Here is a 17,507-nt window from a genome sequence, read left to right as displayed (position 1 = left end):
TCAAAAGCATACTTTTCAATAACAAGCAGCGCTAGAATGCAGTTAAAGTAAGGATAAAGAACACTTTCAGAGGTAATGTTGTGAAAATTCGTACATATCAGGGCATGACACCAGAACTGGGTGAACGTGTATTTGTTGATCCTAGTGCCGTTGTTCTGGGTGATGTAGTACTCGGGGATGACGTTTCGGTCTGGCCTCTGACTGTCATACGTGGCGATATGCATCGTATTCGTATTGGTGCACGTACCAGCGTACAGGATGGCTCTGTTCTACATATCACCCATGCGGGCCCCTACAACCCGGATGGATTTCCTCTAATCATCGGCGAAGACGTTACCATTGGGCATCAGGCAATGCTGCATGGCTGCACAATCGGCAACAAAGTACTGGTCGGTATGGGCGCAATGGTGATGGATGGCGCGGTTGTTGAAGATGAAGTAATTATTGGAGCAGGCGCTTTGGTGCCACCGGGTAAAACCCTGGAAAGTGGCTATCTCTATGTAGGTCGCCCAGCCAAGCAACAACGCCCCCTTACTGAAAAGGAACGCTCATTTTTCAGCTACACAGCAGGAAACTATGTGAAGCTTAAGGATAAGCACCTTGAAGAGGAATACGCCTCTTTATAAGAGCTCTACTCTACTCTTTATCACTCTATGTAGGGGCTGCAGTTAAAACTATAACTTCAGCTCCTATATCTAAATAGCCTGCACCATCCCCGCACTACTCCTCCACCGAAGCTTAAACCCATACAGTTCATGAAACTAATTATTGCACTGTAATATGATAAGCATTATCATTCGCGCCCTCATTAACATATTTCCATCAACTCTAAGGAATTGATCATGAAACTGCGCAAGACTCTTGCTGCTCTGGCAGTATCTACCGCTATGCTTGGTTCTACTCAGACTCAAGCTGCAGCGCCAGCTACAAATGACGTTCTGAACCACTACGCTGATATTGCTCATGCAACTTATGAAGATTCCCTGATTACAGCCAAAGCGTTAAACAAGGTAATCGATCAGTTCCTAGCTTCACCTAGTGAAGCCAATTTGAAAGCAGCACGTGAAGCCTGGGTTGCTGCACGTGTCCCATACCAACAGTCAGAAGCTTACCGTTTTGGTAACGCACTGGTTGATGACTGGGAAGGCAAAGTAAATGCGTGGCCGTTGGATGAAGGTTTGATCGACTACGTTGCTACTGATTATGGCACAGAGTCTGATGAAAACCCGTTCTACACGGCAAACATTATCGCTAACAAAACCCTGAAGATTGGCGGTATTGAAGTTGATGCTTCAACAATCAATAAGCAGCTACTTGGCGAAACTCTGCACGAAATCGACGAAGTAGAAGCCAACGTAGCTACAGGGTATCACGCAATTGAATTTCTGCTGTGGGGCCAGGATCTAAACGGCAACAATCCTGGTGCGGGTAACCGTCCAGCAACTGACTTCGATCTAAAAAATTGTACTGGCGGCAACTGTGACCGTCGTCGTGATTACCTACAGGCAGCCACAAATCTGCTGATTGATGATCTGACTGAGATGACGAACAACTGGACTGTAAACGGTGCAGCACGTCAGGATCTGCTTTCCAAAGGTCCTGAAGGCGGTCTGGCAACTATTCTGACCGGGATGGGTAGCCTTGCATACGGAGAACTGGCAGGCGAACGTACTAAGCTAGGGCTGATGCTGCATGACCCGGAAGAAGAGCATGATTGTTTCTCAGACAACACACACGCTTCTCACTACTACGATGCCAAAGGTATTAAGAACGTATATCTGGGTGAATACACTCGCGTAGATGGTTCTACTGTGTCTGGTCCAAGCCTTTCTCAGTTAGTTAAGGCATCCGCGCCAGTTGTAGACCAGAATCTACGTAACAAACTTGAGGCCACACAAACGGCTGCACAAGTGATGATGGATGAGGCAGAAAAAGGAAACACCTTTGATGTTCTGATCGGTGAAGGTAACACTGCTGGTAATCAGGTTGTTCAGACATTTGTTGATGCCCTGGTTGCTGAAGCTGAAGCGATCGAGCATACCATCGCGGTTCTAAAGCTAGACAATATCGAACTGGAAGGCTCTGACAGCCTAGATAACCCTGCGGTTGTTTTAGCCGAATAATTCAGCCAATTATCGATGAAAAAACTCCCTGATTTTCTCTTCAGCCCGATCTTTCACAGCCTGCTGATTTGCGTGGTTGGGATCGGCCATGCTCTGCACGCTGAAGCAGCCCTCGATTTCAGCAAACCGGAACAAGGAGAGATTTATCAGGGGGGTGCTACCACCCATTTTAAAACAGCTGATCGAAATGCCTTTACCCATCCTGCTGCCAATATGCCTTTTAAACAGCAGCTGGATTTCAAACTGGGAAATGGGATTTTCAGAAAGCTCTGGGTGGCAGCTCCCTCCTCTACCACCGCCAGCGATGGTTTAGGACCTCTCTATAATGCTCGCTCCTGCATGCAATGCCATGCCCGAGATGGACGCGGTCACACGCCTATAGCCAACTGGCCGGAAGATAATGCGGTATCCATGTTCTTGCGCCTGAGTATTCCGGCACAAAAAAAGCAACAGGAAACCCTCCTCAAGGAAGGTAAACTTGGTGTTATCCCCGAACCTAATTACGGGGGCCAATTACAGGATTTCGCAGTCACAGGCCTGCAAGCTGAAGGGAAGATGCAGATCAGTTATACCGAGAAGAAAATCACACTGGCCGACGGCAAGGAGATATCTCTTCGTAAGCCAAGCTATAAGGTTACTGACCTGAGTTATGGCCCCCTGCACCCTGACACAATGATCTCCCCACGCATTGCCCCAGCAATGATCGGATTGGGACTGCTTGAAAATATTCCTGAAGCACAGATTTTAGCTTTAGCCGACCCGCAAGACAGAAACGGCGATGGCATATCTGGTAAAGCTAACAAAGTATGGAACTCTGAATTACAGAAAAGCATGCTCGGCCGATTTGGCTGGAAAGCGGGTCACCCTACGCTGAACCAACAGAATAACTCAGCATTTAATGGTGATATCGGTATCTCAACACCTTACGCTACCAATGCCTGGGGCGACTGCACCGAACAACAAACAGACTGCCTATCTCTGCCTAGCGGTAATTCCAATCATCTTGAAGGGCTGGAAGCTTCCAGCGAGATGAATGAGGTGCTGCTGTTTTACACCCGCCACATCGCTGTTCCTGCGCGTCGCACTGCAGACAACTCTGAAGTTCTCGCAGGCAAAAAAGTTTTTTACGATAGCGGCTGCGTTTCCTGCCACAGTGCAAGTTTTATTACCGCCGAAACACCCGGACTGCCACTTTTGAGTCAACAACGTATCTGGCCATACAGCGATATGCTGCTCCATGATATGGGACCTGATCTGGCTGATAATCGCCCTGAATATATGGCTAACGGTCAGGAGTGGCGCACAGCACCACTCTGGGGGATCGGGCTAACTGAAAAAGTCAGCGGTAAAAGCCACTATCTACATGATGGTCGCGCTCGCACTCTGTTGGAAGCGATCCTATGGCATGGAGGAGAAGCCTCAGCATCTCGGGATAAGGTTATCCAAATGCCGACTGAAGATCGCCGCCATCTCATACAATTTCTGGAGTCTCTCTGATGAGATTAGTTACACGCTTCCAGCTAATACTGCTTAGTCTTACCACAACTACGGTCACAGGTAATACCTATGCCTCTGTAACCGAACAGCAGTGGATGGAGCTGAACCAGAACCTGGTTCAGCAGCATGTATTACCTCGCTATCAGGCGCTGATGCACACCTCCGCTCAACTACATAAAGAGGTGGAACTCTTCTGTGATAAACCGGAAGAGAAAACGCTTGGTTCTGCTCAGTCAGCATTTAGAGATACTCTGAATGCATGGCAGGCTATTCAGCATGTCCAGTTTGGCCCAATTGAATTTCTGATGCGCAGCTATAGCCTGCAGTTCTGGCCGGATAAAAAGAACCTGACTTCAAAGCAACTGAACAAACTGCTTAAAGCTGAAGACCCGCAGACACTGCAACCAGAGTATTTCCAAACCGCCAGTATCGCTGTAAAAGGACTACCCGCTATAGAACGCCTGCTGTTTTCCAAAGCACCACTAACGGAAATCCAAGAGGCTCCGTTCCGTTGCCAGTTCCTCCATGCGGTTAGCGGCAATGTAAATAAAACTGCAACAGATACATTTAATGAGTGGCAGACATTCAGCGAGGAGTTCAACTACCTGAACTCTGAAGAGGGCCATTATGAAACCAGCCAGGAAGCCACTATCGATCTGATGAAAGCCCAGGTCGAACCACTTGAAGTTATTCGCGACCTGAAACTCAACCGCCCTCTGGGAAAAACCAAAGCTAAAGGCAAACGCTTGGAAAGCTGGCGCAGTGGGCAATCACTGCAAAACATCCAAACCAATCTTCAAAGCCTGCAGCATATGTTCAGCGGTGTTTCCGGCCTGAACCTGAAGCGACTTCTAGAAGAGAACGGTGTTACGGACAGAGCTGAAGCTATAGAAACAAGCTTCAACAGCATCAACAAACTACTGGCAGAACTTCCTTCCCCGCTCTATCTGCATGTTCAGGATGAGAAGGTAAGAGTAAAGCTATTGCAGGTTTCAGCAGAGCTTACCGAGCTACATGAGCACCTGGGTAAAAGCATGAACAAACTTGAGCTACAACTGGGATTTAATAGCCGTGACGGGGATTAACAGGCGCAAGTTCTGCCTACTGTTAGGCTGTGGATTATTCGCGCCTCAGTTGTTGGCCAGCCAACAAGTCGCTGAACAACAGCGTTGGTTTGCATCTGCCGCCCAGTCCGCTGCTGGTGCTTTTGAACTGACAGTTGTGAGTACTGTAGGGCAAACCATGCTGAAGCACCCTCTGCCAGCTCGCGCGCATCACGTGGAGCTACACCCATTTAAACCGCTTCTGGCCGCAGTGGGTAGACGTCCTGAACAGTTTATCGACATAGTTAATCTACGAACCGGACAACTAGAGAAAAGAGTAACTGCAGAAGCAAACCATCACTTCTATGGACACGCCATTTTCAGCGCGGATGGCCGCTATCTGATCTCGACTGAAAACAAGATCAGTACCGGACAAGGACAAATCGTGTTGCGGGATATTGAAGATAACTACCAGGTCGTTCATCAGTACAGCTCTGCAGGTATCGGCCCGCACGAGTTAAAAATGATGCCGGATGGCGAGACGCTTGTGGTAGCCAATGGCGGTATTTTCACTCATCCAGAACGTGGCAGAGAAAAACTAAACCTCGACACTATGCAGCCATCACTAGCATATATCGATAGCAGTACCGGAGCGCTAAAGGAGCAGGTATTTCTACCAGAAGAGATGCACCAGTTAAGTATTCGCCATATCGATATCAACTCTCTGGGGCGAGTAGTGATCGCCCTGCAGTATCAAGGCGAAAAATACGATGATGTCCCTCTAGTTGCATTCCACTCTCCTGGTAAAGAGATAGAACTGGTTCGTGCACCAGATCAAATTAACAACGCTATGAAGCAGTATTGCGGCAGTGCTCGTTTTGATCGCAGTGGTCAGATTGCAGCGATCTCATCGCCTCGTGGAGATCTCGTGACTTTCTGGAATCAGCATGGTGAATTCCTAACTTCAACCCGAGCTGCTGATGGTTGTGGCCTGGCAGCGATGGAAGAGGACGGAAATTTCCTTATATCGACCGGGAGAGGTCATTGTTACACGTACAACGCCTTCACGGCAGAGAAAACCAAATTTCCGCTTACCGGTCTTGGCAGGGTTAGCTGGGATAACCATCTTACAAGCCTTAGTTAACGGGATAGCTACAAATCATTCCTTGGTGTATCTGGGTTTATTTAAGAACAGAGCGTCTATGACGAAATAACATAACTTAAATCTTATTCTTTAAAGATATAGAAGGGAAAAACATGAAAAAACAGCTCTGGCTACTCTGGTAGCGGCATCAGTAGCAACGGCTTCCCCTGCATTTGCAGGCGTTGCAGAAGAACTTGCAGCAATGAAAGCTCGGATTGCCCAGCTAGAAGCACAGTTGGCAGCACAGCAGGCGACTATCGCTAAAAATGAAACGACAGAAAGCACTGCTGGCGGTTTTGCTGATAACGTCACTGTTAGCGGTGAAGTTTCTCTGCTAGCTCAGCAAGTTGAAGCTGATAACGGTGATAGCACAGCTGATATTCTGGTTGATACCTTTGAGATTGCAATCGAAGCTGACGTAAACGAAAACGTTAAACTGGCGACTCTGATTGAATACCTGTCAGTTGATGAGAAACTAGACCTAGCGGAAGCGTACGCTGTGATTGGAGCTGAAGACAGCCCGGTACACCTGACCCTGGGTAAAGCAGCTCACCCTCTCCTTGTTGGCGACTCTGCAGCGTTCACTGACCCAATTGCTTTCGACATCTTCGACGCAAAAGAAGGTCTTGCTATGGTTAGCTATGCTAACGACATGGTGAGTCTGGACGCTTACGCACTGAACAACTCTGGCGACGAAGGTACAACCCTGGATACTCTGGGTCTAAACCTGGGTCTGGATTTTCAAAATGGTGTATCTGTAGGTGCAGGTTATGTGACTGATGTAGCTAACACTGCTGGCCCATTCTCTGAGCTGGGTGGTCTGACCGAAAAGATCGATGCTTGGCGTGTAAATGCTTTGGTAGAAACCGGTGATCTGGCAATGTTTGCTGAATATATCAAACTGGGTGACTCTAACCTAGAAGGTGAGCCAAGCTTCCTACACCTAGGCGCGGGATATAGCACTCAGGTGCTTGGCGCTGATGGTTCTCTATTCCTGGGTTACAGCGAATCTGACGAAGCCAGCGACATCGATGATGTAGCGGGTATCGATTACGAACTACCAGAAACTCGTACGGCTCTGGGTATCACAAGAGCAATGGGTGAAAATGCAGAACTGAGCGCAGAGTACGTTCGCGAAGAAGCTTACGATGGCGGTGATACAGACATTCTTAATGTTGCTGTAACTACCTCTTTCTAAGCTTAGTTTGAGGTATGAGCTAAGGCATTTGTTAAAGCGTTAACAGTGCCTTTAGTGTGACCGGCCGGTGACGAATCCCCCTTCAATCATCGCCTCCGGCCGTCACAAAAGGTTGTGCAGAAAAGCTATTATCCTTTCCTAACTTTTCTGCACTCTTATCGGGCATATTATCCCCAATCTACTTTCCATGGAATCATTACCGCTAACTTTTCATCCGTTTCTAGCCCAATGTATAAGATTAGCTTTCAGATTTTGCCTCTGAGATTTCCTTGAGTCGTTTCACCACCTGAGCATTAATACTACGTTGCGTAAAGCTACCATCATCTTTACGCCGTCCTGCCTTACGCCCCATCAGGATTTCGAGACATTCGTCCACATGCGATACCGCATGAACAGCAAACATACCCTGGTTAACAGCCTCAACCACTTCGGCTTTAAGCATTAAATTTCTGACATTTGCTTTGGGAACAATCACACCCTGCTTACCATTCAGGCCACGGGTTTTACACAGATTGAAGAAGCCCTCAATCTTCTCATTCACACCTCCAATCGCCTGAACCTCGCCATACTGGTTAATTGAACCGGTGGTAGCAAAGTTCTGACTGATCGGGATATGCGTTAAAGCAGACAACAAAGTACAAACCTCTGCCAGTGATGCGCTGTCCCCATCCACATAACCGTATGATTGCTCAAGAGCGATACTGGCAGAGATTGCTAATGTAAAATCCTGAGCATACTGATGACCTAAGAAGCCTGATAAGATCAAAACCCCTTTAGAGTGGATCGGTTGCCCCAGTGTCACCTCTCGCTCAATATCTACGATTCCACGGCTACCTGGATGCACCGTGGCGGTAATTCTTGCAGGTGTACCAAAGGCGACGTCACCCACCTGAAGGACAGTGAGACCGTTGGACTTACCCACAGCCTCACCTTCGGTATCAATCAGAACAGTTTCGTTCAGAATACCTTCTTCAATCTTTTCTGACATACGTGAGGTGCGGCGCTCTTTCGCATTCAAAGCCATCTCAACATGGTCAGCATTGATAAGCTCATCCTCTTCTTTAATGCGCTTGAAGTTCGCCTCGCAGAGAAGATCCACTAACTCACCGATATGGGCCGATAAAAGCTCTTGATCCTCCGCCTGACGTGAACTGTGTTCTACCAGACGAGCGACCGCCCTGCGGGTTAGAGGTGCTAAGCCCTCTTCCTCAGCTAAGGTTTTCATCAGACGAGCATAATTACGAATCGCCTGGGGCGTCCGTTTCACATCCTCATCAAAATCCACCACAACACGGAACATCTTTTCAAAATCATGATCCAGTTCCTGCAGTAGGTAATAGATATTCCGAGCTCCAATCAATACAACTTTGACTGACAAAGGAATCGCTTCTGGGATCAGCGTGATGGTGCTAATACCGGTGTATTCACTGGCAGGGCTTTCGATACGGATCTCATGGGATTTAAGCGCACGCTTCAAAGCACCATAGACAAAAGGCTGTTCAAACAGCTTCTCCGCTTCCAGCACCAAATACCCGCCATTAGCCTGATGCAGAGCACCCGGACGGATCAGTTTATAGGAGGTCGACAACGCCCCCATCTCTGAGGTGTATTCAACGCGGCCAAACAGATTTTCGTAGCTCGGATGTGCTTCATAAACAACTGGGGCACCTTTGGTTTTCTGGTTATCCACCAGCAGGTTTACACCGTAGTTGCTCTCCATATAGCTACGTCGCGTTGCATCGGTAACCGGCTCAAGCAGTTTGTCATCACCGACTATCTCACCACAGTTCTTTACCAATGAAGTTTCCATCTCAGAAAGGTAATCTGCCACGGAGGAGATATTGGCGTATTTATCTTTTACCGGCTGGAACAGAGGAGCAATGGCCTGACGTGTAGTATCCCGGTCCAGATTCTTCAGCTTTTCAGCCGCTTCACGACGCCATTGAGGTAAGCCAGTAAGCGATTCATTCAGTTTATCTTCAAGATTAGAGATCGCTTTTGTAAAAGCATCCCTGATATCCTCAGGCAACTGAGAAAAAACAGCCTCATCCATAGCCTGTCCATCAGCTACTGGCGTAAAACCTATGCTTCCAGCATCACGATACACGGCAATACTGTGCTCACGTGCATCACGCTCTACCCCTTCAATCGCTTGATCGTAATATTTATTGAGATCACGTTCGATCTTACTTTTCTTGCGTTGGTAAGTCGGGCTTTCAAAAGCAGCGGGCATCTCGGTGAGCGCACCTTCAATGATATTTTTTATATCCCGCTTAAACTGCTGTGCTTTACCTGCAGGGAACTGTATTGAGAGCGGATTACGGTTATCTGAAAGATTATTCAGATAAACCCAGTCACCCGGCTTTTTCTCTTTTTTTGCCACTGCTTTCAGATTTTCCATCGCAAAGGAAAACCTTCCGGTGTGCGGATTACCCATCACAAACAAGTTATAACCCGGCCGGCGCATACCAATACCGAAGTCCATCGCCTCAATCGCACGGCTCTGACCAAAGAATCCAGAGAACGGTTCAAGTGTGGATGTGGTTTTAAAAGGCAGTAGTTCAGGATCACAGCTGCAGTAGAGCTGTTCAGGGGTAAGTCGGGTTTCCGTTACCATACAGGTACTCCCGCTGACGTCTGAAAGAAGGATACAACGTGAAGTTGCTTTCTAGCAGTTATACGCCGCGCGAGCGCCTCATGCAAGCACCCTGACCCGTAACGAAGGAATTCATGACAGATGTATAAAAATCAAACAGTTAAAGTAAGAAAGAGGGCTTCTAGGTCATTGTAGCTCTACTAAGTCATCGCTGTATGCTACAACCTGCATCGCTTTGAGTCCCAGCCCTAAGGCTCTTGAATCAGTATCAATCCCTAGTTGTAAAGGCGATACCGGGTCCTCAATATTCACTTGCAACAGGTTACTTCCATTTTGCAGCACGCCTTCCGGCAAACGCAGATCCAAAACTTGTGCGCGATGATTAATTCTATGCACCTGTTCAGAAATCATAACCCCGTTGAGTTTGAAGCTGACTTTCTGTTCCTTTTTCTGATTAGCGGTAAAGCCTTGCAGCTTCAATTTGATACTGTAGTTCTTTAAGGGCAATGCCTGATTATCAACAGCAAAGCGTAATACAGCTTGATCGGCCACACTCCATACACCCCAAGATTCAGGTATCCCCCAACCCGCTATCAACGTGTTTTTACCCTGATCTTTTCCTGTAAAGCTGTGTAAAACCAACTCTTTAAATACGAATTTAGGACCTGCAGAGTTGTGCAAGTGATCTGTAACTTTATTGTTGGCAGTTACGTTTAGCTTATCAACACTAAAGCCTAACGAATCATGTTCTTCCGCGGGCTCTGCACTCACCTTAAACTCAAGAATCTCGACCTCACCATCACTCCCTGCTTCCAAAAAGGGTGAGAAATATTGGATGCCTTTATTGCTATAAAAGCTGTAATCCAGCTCCAGTAGGTCACCCGCTTTTAATTCAGGTAATTTAAAGCGATCAAACTCTGTTGGAAACGGTGTGGCAGTTAAACGAATATGGCCTGAATTACGCAACTTCAATGCTGTATCACTGTGTGCAAGCAAGCGTAATGTCACCTTCACTTTCCGTTTATCGGGAAGAGATATTAGATTCCCTCCACTGATTAATTCCATGTCGGAATGCTTCGACAAATCATGACGACTGTTCTTTTGCAGAACAATTTCCATATTCTCATTACTCAAACGACCATTCAGTGATTGGTCAGCACGGCGACCTAAAAGAGAAATCTCCGACAATACCTTGTCGTTGTCTTCCCCTTGTAATCGGGACGTTGTGTAGTGAGGCGCAAACAACAAACCTGTTTCGTTACCGATAGCGCTACATTTACGGCGGTGATTACAAGCTAATACATGTTGGCCATCTTCAGCTTTAAATTTCTGAGTAGAGTGGAAAAGCATCGAGCGTGGTTGTTCATATTCGCGGAATAAACTTCGCCCCAGCAGATGCCCACTTTTATCCGCAACTCCCAGATAATCCAATACTGACAACGCGGTATCACTTAGGCCATATAAACCCTGCTTAAGACCCGGCTTAACATCAGGGCCTAAAGCTATATTCAGCCCCCAGTTATTCCCGTAAGGGTGTCCTGCAACGCCGTGAGATTCATCGGAGGTAAAGATGATTAAGGTATCTTCCGGTACCCCCATCTCAGCCAAACGAGTCATAAACGCACCAACCGCTTGATCTAAATAAGCAACTGCAGCTTCCTTTGGTGTTCCATATTCTTCTACCAATTTCTCAGGTGCGGCATATGGGTGATGCGTACCCACAGTTAACAACGTCAACAACCAGGGTTTATCCAATGAATTAAGATCAGCAATATGCTCTGAAGCCGCTTCAAGAAATGCACGATCATCAGGTCCCCAACCAAAATCTACATACTGCTTCTGATTAATATCCTTGCCTTTAACCTGATCGAAGCCAACTGCAGGCATAAATTGATCTTTGGACATAAAAGCCAAAGCCGCAGCCTGCATGTATGAGGTTTGATAACCTTCCTCTTTTAGTATTTGAGGCAAACAAGCCGGACGCTCGTTTGCAGGTATCTGCAGGTATTCCAGCGCCTTAACCGTCGAACGTGACTGCTTACTGTAATCACCACACAAGATGCTATACAAGCCTCGAATAGTCTGCTGACTATGGGCAATAAAGCTTGGTGTTACCTGCCCTAACTCTGCTATTTTGCTCAAATTAGGCATTAACTCTTTGGTTTCAACACCAAAATAATCTCTTACTGAACTAACATAAGCTCCGGGAATCCCTTCCAAGACCACAATAAGAACATTGCGATCCTTCTTTTCTCCGCCTGATAATTGCAATTGATTAGAGAAAATATCTGCAGACACAGCATCAAAGGTTTCATCAGCAACATAGATTGCTGCAGAGTCATCATTAGCGATGTACAAAAAAGATAACATCGTTGGATTGGTTTCCAGCCAGGAATCAGCTTCTACGCTGACAAAGGTATTGGCAATCAATGCCATGAAAACCACAGATTTAGTGAAGATGCTTTTGTTCACTGATTGTGATCGCAGGTGAAAAACCACAAAAACAAAGGTTATTAAAGCGGCCAAATAAAATACGGGAAAGCTCATAGCCGAGAACGAACCCGCCAGAAAATCACTATCCCCTGCGTAATGTATATCACTCAGCGAGATAGGCTTATTCAGCGCGATAAGGCTCTCAAGATTAGCAAACTGAAAAATTAGCCATGTCAAAAGCAAGCTAACTGCCAGCCATCTATAACGCCAACAGTAACTGCAAATTCCAGCAATTGATAAAGCAACAACCAGTTCTGAAAAGAGTCCAGAAACCTGCATCATCTCCACTGAAAGATAATCTGACGCCAAGAAACGGCATGTCGCTTGTACTGCAAATAAGAATAGGAATAGGGTAAAAAATAGACGCATGAATTAAGGAAAGGTCGATAAGAAGTTGCTTTCAGCGCTCACTGGAACGCACAATGTCAAAATATGAGACGCACAAGAAAAGTATGCACCCCACTCTCCTTTGCAGCCTTTCTCATCTCAGGGTCAGTATCACTTATAGGTGCCCGGTGTTCAAGCAATAGAGAAACCACACCATCGAAGGTGTAAGCAGTGTTGGGAACCTACAAGGCAAAACATCAAGCAGTTAAAGAGTTTCTGATCTGCCTGATAACCGCTTGAGAATCAGGTTCTACCCCCCGCCAAATCAGGAATGATTGCGCAGCCTGTTCCACCAGCATCCCCAAGCCATCAATCGCTTTCTCTGCGCCCATTTTCTCTGCCCAAAGGCAGAAAGCTGTTGGCTCTGCAGAATACATCATGTCGTAGCACCAGGCATTTTCAGCCAGAGTATTGTCTGGCAGAGGAGGTACCTCTCCCTGAAGACTAGCGGCGGTACCATTGATTACCAGATCGAAACATTCTTCACCCAATGTATCGTACCCACAACCCGTAACGTCACCCAGATCAGCAACCAGATCAGCTAGTTCAACGGCCTTGGACGCCGTCCTGTTAGCAATCACTAATTTGGCCGGGCTTTGCTCCAAAACAGGCTGTAACACACCTCGTACTGCCCCTCCTGCACCCAGTATTAGCACCCTTTTTCCTTCAATCGTGCCACCGTGGTTACTAACAATATCACGCACCATGCCGATACCGTCGGTGTTATCCCCACAGAGCTGCCCCTGGTCATTACGATATAGGGTGTTCACTGCTCCAGCCAGCTCAGCACGAGGGCTCCGAATATCCGCCAGATCCCACGCTTCCTGCTTGAAAGGGATCGTAATATTCAAACCACGACCATCACCGGAAAGAAAAGAGTCTACATGCTCTGCAAATTCCCCCTCTGGTACACAGATCGCTTCATAAGTCAGATCCTGCTGAGTACTCTCAGCAAAAGCGGAATGAATCTGAGGTGACTTAGAGTGTTTAATGGGGTTACCAAAAACGGCATAACGTTCAGTCATAGCTGAAAAAACCTATACATTGCTCAAGGAATGTTAAACTTCTAACCAGTTACGAGGTTTCAAATAACGCTCGTACAATACGGCTTCTTCAGTATCTGGTTCTGGCTTCCAGTCATAGCCCCAGCGTACTTCCGGCGGCAGTGACATAAGAATCGATTCTGTACGCCCACCTGACTGCAACCCAAACAGAGTGCCACGATCAAATACCAGATTGAACTCAACATAACGACCACGGCGGTGTAGCTGGAAATCTCGCTGTCGCTCGCCGTACTCCTTATCTTTATTTCGCTCAATAATTGGTAGATACGCTTTGCTGTAGGCATTACCAATCGACTGCATCAGAGCAAAGCTTTTCTCAAAACCCAGTTCGTTCAGATCATCAAAGAATAAGCCACCTACACCACGCGGCTCATCACGATGCTTCAGATAGAAATACTCATCACACCACTCTTTGAAACGAGGATAGATATCTTCGCCAAATGGATCACAAGCCTCTTTTGCCGTCTGGTGCCAGAATTTACAATCTTCGTCGTTACCGTAATAAGGCGTCAGGTCGAATCCACCACCAAACCACCAGACTGGCTCTTCACCTTCTTTTTCAGCAATAAAGAAACGTACATTGGCATGTGAAGTAGGGATATAAGGGTTGTGTGGATGGATAACTAACGAAACTCCCATCGCTTGAAAGCTTCTTCCCGCTAACTCTGGTCGATGTGCTGTAGCCGATCCTGGCAACTTATCGCCAAAGACATGGGAAAAATTAACACCGCCTTTTTCAATAACTGCGCCATCAGCTAAAACACGGGTGCGACCGCCGCCACCCGCTTCACGCTGCCACTCATCCTGAAAGAATTTCCCTTCACCATCAGCCTGCTCAAGAGCATCACAGATGGCATCTTGCAGACCTAATAAATACTCTTTTACAGCGTTAATATCTGGGGCGGACATAGTACTCACTCTCATTAAAATTTTTATGCTCTAACCAACTGATCTGAACGTAGATCCCGTATCTGAGTTGGTTGAGCTAAACCACCTAAGTCACCAGGCAATACATAGCCTAATTGATCACCGAAGTAAGTCTTTACTCTCAATACATCCCTTGCAGGCGGATACGCTGCAGGATTAGCCGATGTGGAAACGATGAAAGATCCATATTCCTCTGTAAGTCTTTTTACACCTAAGTGAGCACTCACTCTAACAGCTACAGCACTGTGATCACCCTTAATCCAATGCGGAATCTGGTCTTCCGGATCAGGCAGAATCCAAGTGAAAGGGCCCGGCCAGTTAGCAGTTACTCTTGCGTAGTCTTCCGATGATAAATCACGCAGTAAAAAGTCAATTTGCGACAGATTTCCCGCCACTAAAACCAAGCCTTTGTGCATTGGACGGCGCTTAATATCCAGAAGATGCTGAACGGCTTCCCGATCAAACGGATCACAACCTAATCCCCAAACAGCTTCAGTAGGGTAGGCAATAACTTCACCTCGACGCATCGCTCGCGCAGACTGGCGAATATGCCACCAATCGGAATTAAGATTACAGCTCACCTTTTATAGCTTCCCCAATTATGGTTACTTACCCGAAAGCCGGGCAAGTTTAGGAGGCTGAACACTAAATGTTCAAGGTGCTTTTTTCAACTCCTGTCTGGAAGGGATTTAGAGTCTCATATATCCACCAGCATGTTGAGCCACCAAACCTTTCAGTTCCAGCGCAACGAGGAGCTGACTCAACTCCGGCAATGAAAAACCGCTGTTTTGGCTTATTTGATCAATATGCAGCACCTCAAACCCCATGAAATTCAGCAACAAGCTCTCACTCGGGCTGAGATCGTCTGTGAGCGCTTTTTCATCTGAGGTATGCTCTGGGTTCAATTGGTTCGAAAAAACACCCAATATTTGGCCGATTTGCTCAATAATCTCCTCAGCACTTTCAATTAAATAGGCTCCGTCCCGGATCAACCTGTGCCCACCTTTACTTAGCGGGTTATTTAAAGCACCAGGAATTGCAAACACCTCGCGGTTTTGTTCCAACGCCATTCTCGCCGTAATTAGTGAACCGCTTTTCAAAGCCGCTTCGACAACTAGCACCCCGGTACTCATTCCACTGATAATCCGATTTCTTTTCGGAAAGTTGGAAGTTAATGGAGGAGTACCAGGAAAGAATTCACTTACCCAGCAACCATTCTGCTCCAAAATTTGTGCTGCAAGGTTTCGATTACGCGCCGGATAAAGCTTGTCGATACCTGTACCAAACACCGCAACAGTTTTCTCCGCCTTATCGACAGCCCCCTGATGCGCAGATGCATCTATTCCCAAAGCAAGTCCGGAAGTAATCACCAAACCATGCCCAGACAGATAGGAGGAAAAGTCGTATGCCTGCTTTAAGCCTGTAACTGAAGCGTTACGACTACCAACGATAGCTAGCTGCGGTAGATTTAATGCTTGTAGATTCCCTCTGACAAAAAGCACCGCTGGAGGATCATAGATTTCACGCAAGAGAGCAGGGTAGTCAGTGTGTGTAACAGGCAAAATATGCGCATCAGTAAAACGCTCCTGCCAGGCTAACGCCTCTGTTACTCGAGTTAGAGTGGGGGTATTTCTGTTCTGAGACAGCCCATTCAGGGCATTGATTGTTTTCTGCTTAAGACCTAACCGCTGCCATTCAATCACATCGACTGCGAGAAGCTTTTCCGGCGTCCAGCCAGCATCCCACAGTTTTTTGATGGAAGCCGCACCCAAGTCGGGTAGGGCGGCAACGGTGATCCAGTCCTTTGGATCAACCGTCATATTATTTACCTTTTATGGTTCGCGTAATTCGTCACCAATAGAAACAACATTAGTACTCTGCATGATCAGGCCATAGCTGACCTTTTCAAATACTTTAAAGACCATCAGTTCACCAGAACGCTCTGGTGGGAGGTTCAGCATCTCATTAGTTACTGGGTCTTTAATCAACTCACCCTTGCGGTAGATTGCAAAGACATGACCAGCTTCAAGACCTTCACGCATTCCGCGGTTGAGTGCTACCACGTTGAACTGACCAGCATCACGAACACCGCTGAGAACCGAGAGCACTTTACCTTCAACACCTTCAGGAGATGCCTTGGGATAGAATACAGACTGGATACGCACCTCTTCTGTCGGCACAACGCGATCCAGAATGCGCACTTCTTTGTGAGACTTAACGACATCCAGTGTGACTATTTCATCTTTAGAGTGAGCAACTACATCAGCATCAGCAATCTTCAGCATTTCGTAACCCAGAAACTCTTCAGTATCTGGATCTTTATATTCGCTAGCAGCCCGGTAGATACCCTGACGACGCTGATCTTCCAGTAAAGTACCACGAGCATAAATACGATCGCCGGCACCAGCGATGATGCGTTCACTCTGTCCGCCTAAAACATAAGGAGCTTTCTTCAACAAATCTTCTGACAACACACGGTTATCATTCAGGAAACTGATGATGTCCCGAAGCGGAATTGCATGTATCGCTTGTTCCAACGGGCTAACACGTGCTTTGGGATAGATACTACTATCACGCTTCACGCCTAGACGAGGCTTACCGTCCACCCAGGTCAGATAAATAATATCGCCGGGATAGATCAGGTGGGGGTTATCAACCTGAGGGTTTACCCCCCAAACCTCAGGCCACTTCCACGGACTTTTCAGAAAACGTCCGGAAATATGCCAGAGGGTATCCCCTTTAACCACAACATACTCTTGCGGATGATCGTCACGGAGAAGCAGTGTGTCCTTGCGTGTCTCAGCCTGAACAGGCAACAGAGAGAGCATTACGAAGGCGAGCAAACTGCAAAGCAAGTTTTTCATGTCCAGTTCCCTTGTTCCTTCCATCTACACCCTAAAGAAGGCAATCCCTCTGAGGTAATGAAAGTAACGACAATGCATTGAGCGTTCTATTCAGTATAATAGGCAGATTAATTTTTTTCGCTATTCTTCTCGATAATATATTTCGGCTAAGAGTCTGAAAATTCGAGTAAA

Annotated in this window: 13 protein-coding genes; 6 read left to right on the top strand and 7 right to left on the bottom strand. The window is 46.9% G+C overall.

Features of this window, described 5'->3' with window-relative positions:
* Window positions 1–80 precede the first annotated feature (80 nt).
* The 6 genes from GY843_RS16115 to GY843_RS16090 all read left to right on the top strand — a co-directional run bounded on the left by GY843_RS16115 (window position 81) and on the right by GY843_RS16090 (window position 7,005).
* A complete protein-coding gene (locus GY843_RS16115; RefSeq protein WP_297311084.1) occupies window positions 81–626 on the top strand; it encodes a gamma carbonic anhydrase family protein in 546 nt (181 codons plus the stop codon).
* A gap of 216 nt (window positions 627–842) precedes the next feature.
* On the top strand, window positions 843–2,123 hold the full coding sequence (locus GY843_RS16110) for an imelysin family protein (protein WP_297311081.1): 1,281 nt from the start codon (window positions 843–845) through the stop codon (window positions 2,121–2,123).
* 15 nt (window positions 2,124–2,138) lie between these two features.
* Window positions 2,139–3,620, top strand: a complete 1,482-nt coding sequence (locus tag GY843_RS16105; protein ID WP_297311080.1) for a di-heme oxidoredictase family protein — start codon at window positions 2,139–2,141, stop codon at window positions 3,618–3,620.
* Complete coding sequence (locus GY843_RS16100; protein WP_297311079.1) at window positions 3,620–4,705, top strand: imelysin family protein; 1,086 nt, start codon at window positions 3,620–3,622, stop codon at window positions 4,703–4,705. The genes GY843_RS16105 and GY843_RS16100 overlap by 1 nt, the downstream gene beginning before the upstream one ends.
* The gene (locus tag GY843_RS16095) at window positions 4,665–5,807 is read left to right on the top strand and encodes a DUF1513 domain-containing protein (RefSeq protein ID WP_297311078.1); all 1,143 of its coding nucleotides are present in this window, start codon (window positions 4,665–4,667) and stop codon (window positions 5,805–5,807) included. Before GY843_RS16100 ends, GY843_RS16095 begins: the two co-directional genes overlap by 41 nt.
* Window positions 5,808–6,009: 202 nt before the next feature.
* Window positions 6,010–7,005 carry an LbtU family siderophore porin gene (locus GY843_RS16090; RefSeq protein WP_297311076.1) on the top strand — a complete coding sequence of 332 codons (996 nt, stop codon included), beginning with the start codon at window positions 6,010–6,012 and terminating at the stop codon, window positions 7,003–7,005.
* Between the two features lie 238 nt (window positions 7,006–7,243).
* On the opposite strand, the gene GY843_RS16085 is transcribed toward GY843_RS16090, so the two are convergent.
* The 7 genes from GY843_RS16085 to GY843_RS16055 all read right to left on the bottom strand — a co-directional run bounded on the left by GY843_RS16085 (window position 7,244) and on the right by GY843_RS16055 (window position 17,336).
* Entirely contained in the window at window positions 7,244–9,622 is a 2,379-nt protein-coding gene (locus tag GY843_RS16085; protein WP_297311074.1) for an AAA family ATPase, read from the bottom strand.
* Window positions 9,623–9,787: 165 nt separating this feature from the next.
* Window positions 9,788–12,037 carry an LTA synthase family protein gene (locus tag GY843_RS16080; RefSeq protein WP_297311072.1) on the bottom strand — a complete coding sequence of 750 codons (2,250 nt, stop codon included), beginning with the start codon at window positions 12,035–12,037 and terminating at the stop codon, window positions 9,788–9,790.
* Window positions 12,038–12,678: 641 nt separating this feature from the next.
* Window positions 12,679–13,506: a shikimate dehydrogenase gene (gene aroE / locus GY843_RS16075; protein WP_297311070.1), complete on the bottom strand. Its 828-nt coding sequence runs from the start codon at window positions 13,504–13,506 to the stop codon at window positions 12,679–12,681.
* A 33-nt stretch (window positions 13,507–13,539) separates the two neighbouring features.
* The gene (gene hemF / locus GY843_RS16070; protein WP_297311069.1) at window positions 13,540–14,454 is read right to left on the bottom strand and encodes an oxygen-dependent coproporphyrinogen oxidase; all 915 of its coding nucleotides are present in this window, start codon (window positions 14,452–14,454) and stop codon (window positions 13,540–13,542) included.
* Window positions 14,455–14,477: 23 nt separating this feature from the next.
* Entirely contained in the window at window positions 14,478–15,053 is a 576-nt protein-coding gene (locus tag GY843_RS16065; protein ID WP_297311064.1) for a Sua5/YciO/YrdC/YwlC family protein, read from the bottom strand.
* Window positions 15,054–15,161: 108 nt separating this feature from the next.
* The gene (gene dprA / locus GY843_RS16060) at window positions 15,162–16,292 is read right to left on the bottom strand and encodes a DNA-processing protein DprA (RefSeq protein ID WP_297311062.1); all 1,131 of its coding nucleotides are present in this window, start codon (window positions 16,290–16,292) and stop codon (window positions 15,162–15,164) included.
* A gap of 12 nt (window positions 16,293–16,304) precedes the next feature.
* A complete protein-coding gene (locus GY843_RS16055) occupies window positions 16,305–17,336 on the bottom strand; it encodes a LysM peptidoglycan-binding domain-containing protein (protein ID WP_297311060.1) in 1,032 nt (343 codons plus the stop codon).
* Window positions 17,337–17,507: the final 171 nt, after the last annotated feature.

Source organism: Neptuniibacter sp., from assembly GCF_024231755.1.
Taxonomy (GTDB): domain Bacteria; phylum Pseudomonadota; class Gammaproteobacteria; order Pseudomonadales; family Balneatricaceae; genus Neptuniibacter.
This window is presented reverse-complemented; position numbering and strand designations above follow the sequence as displayed.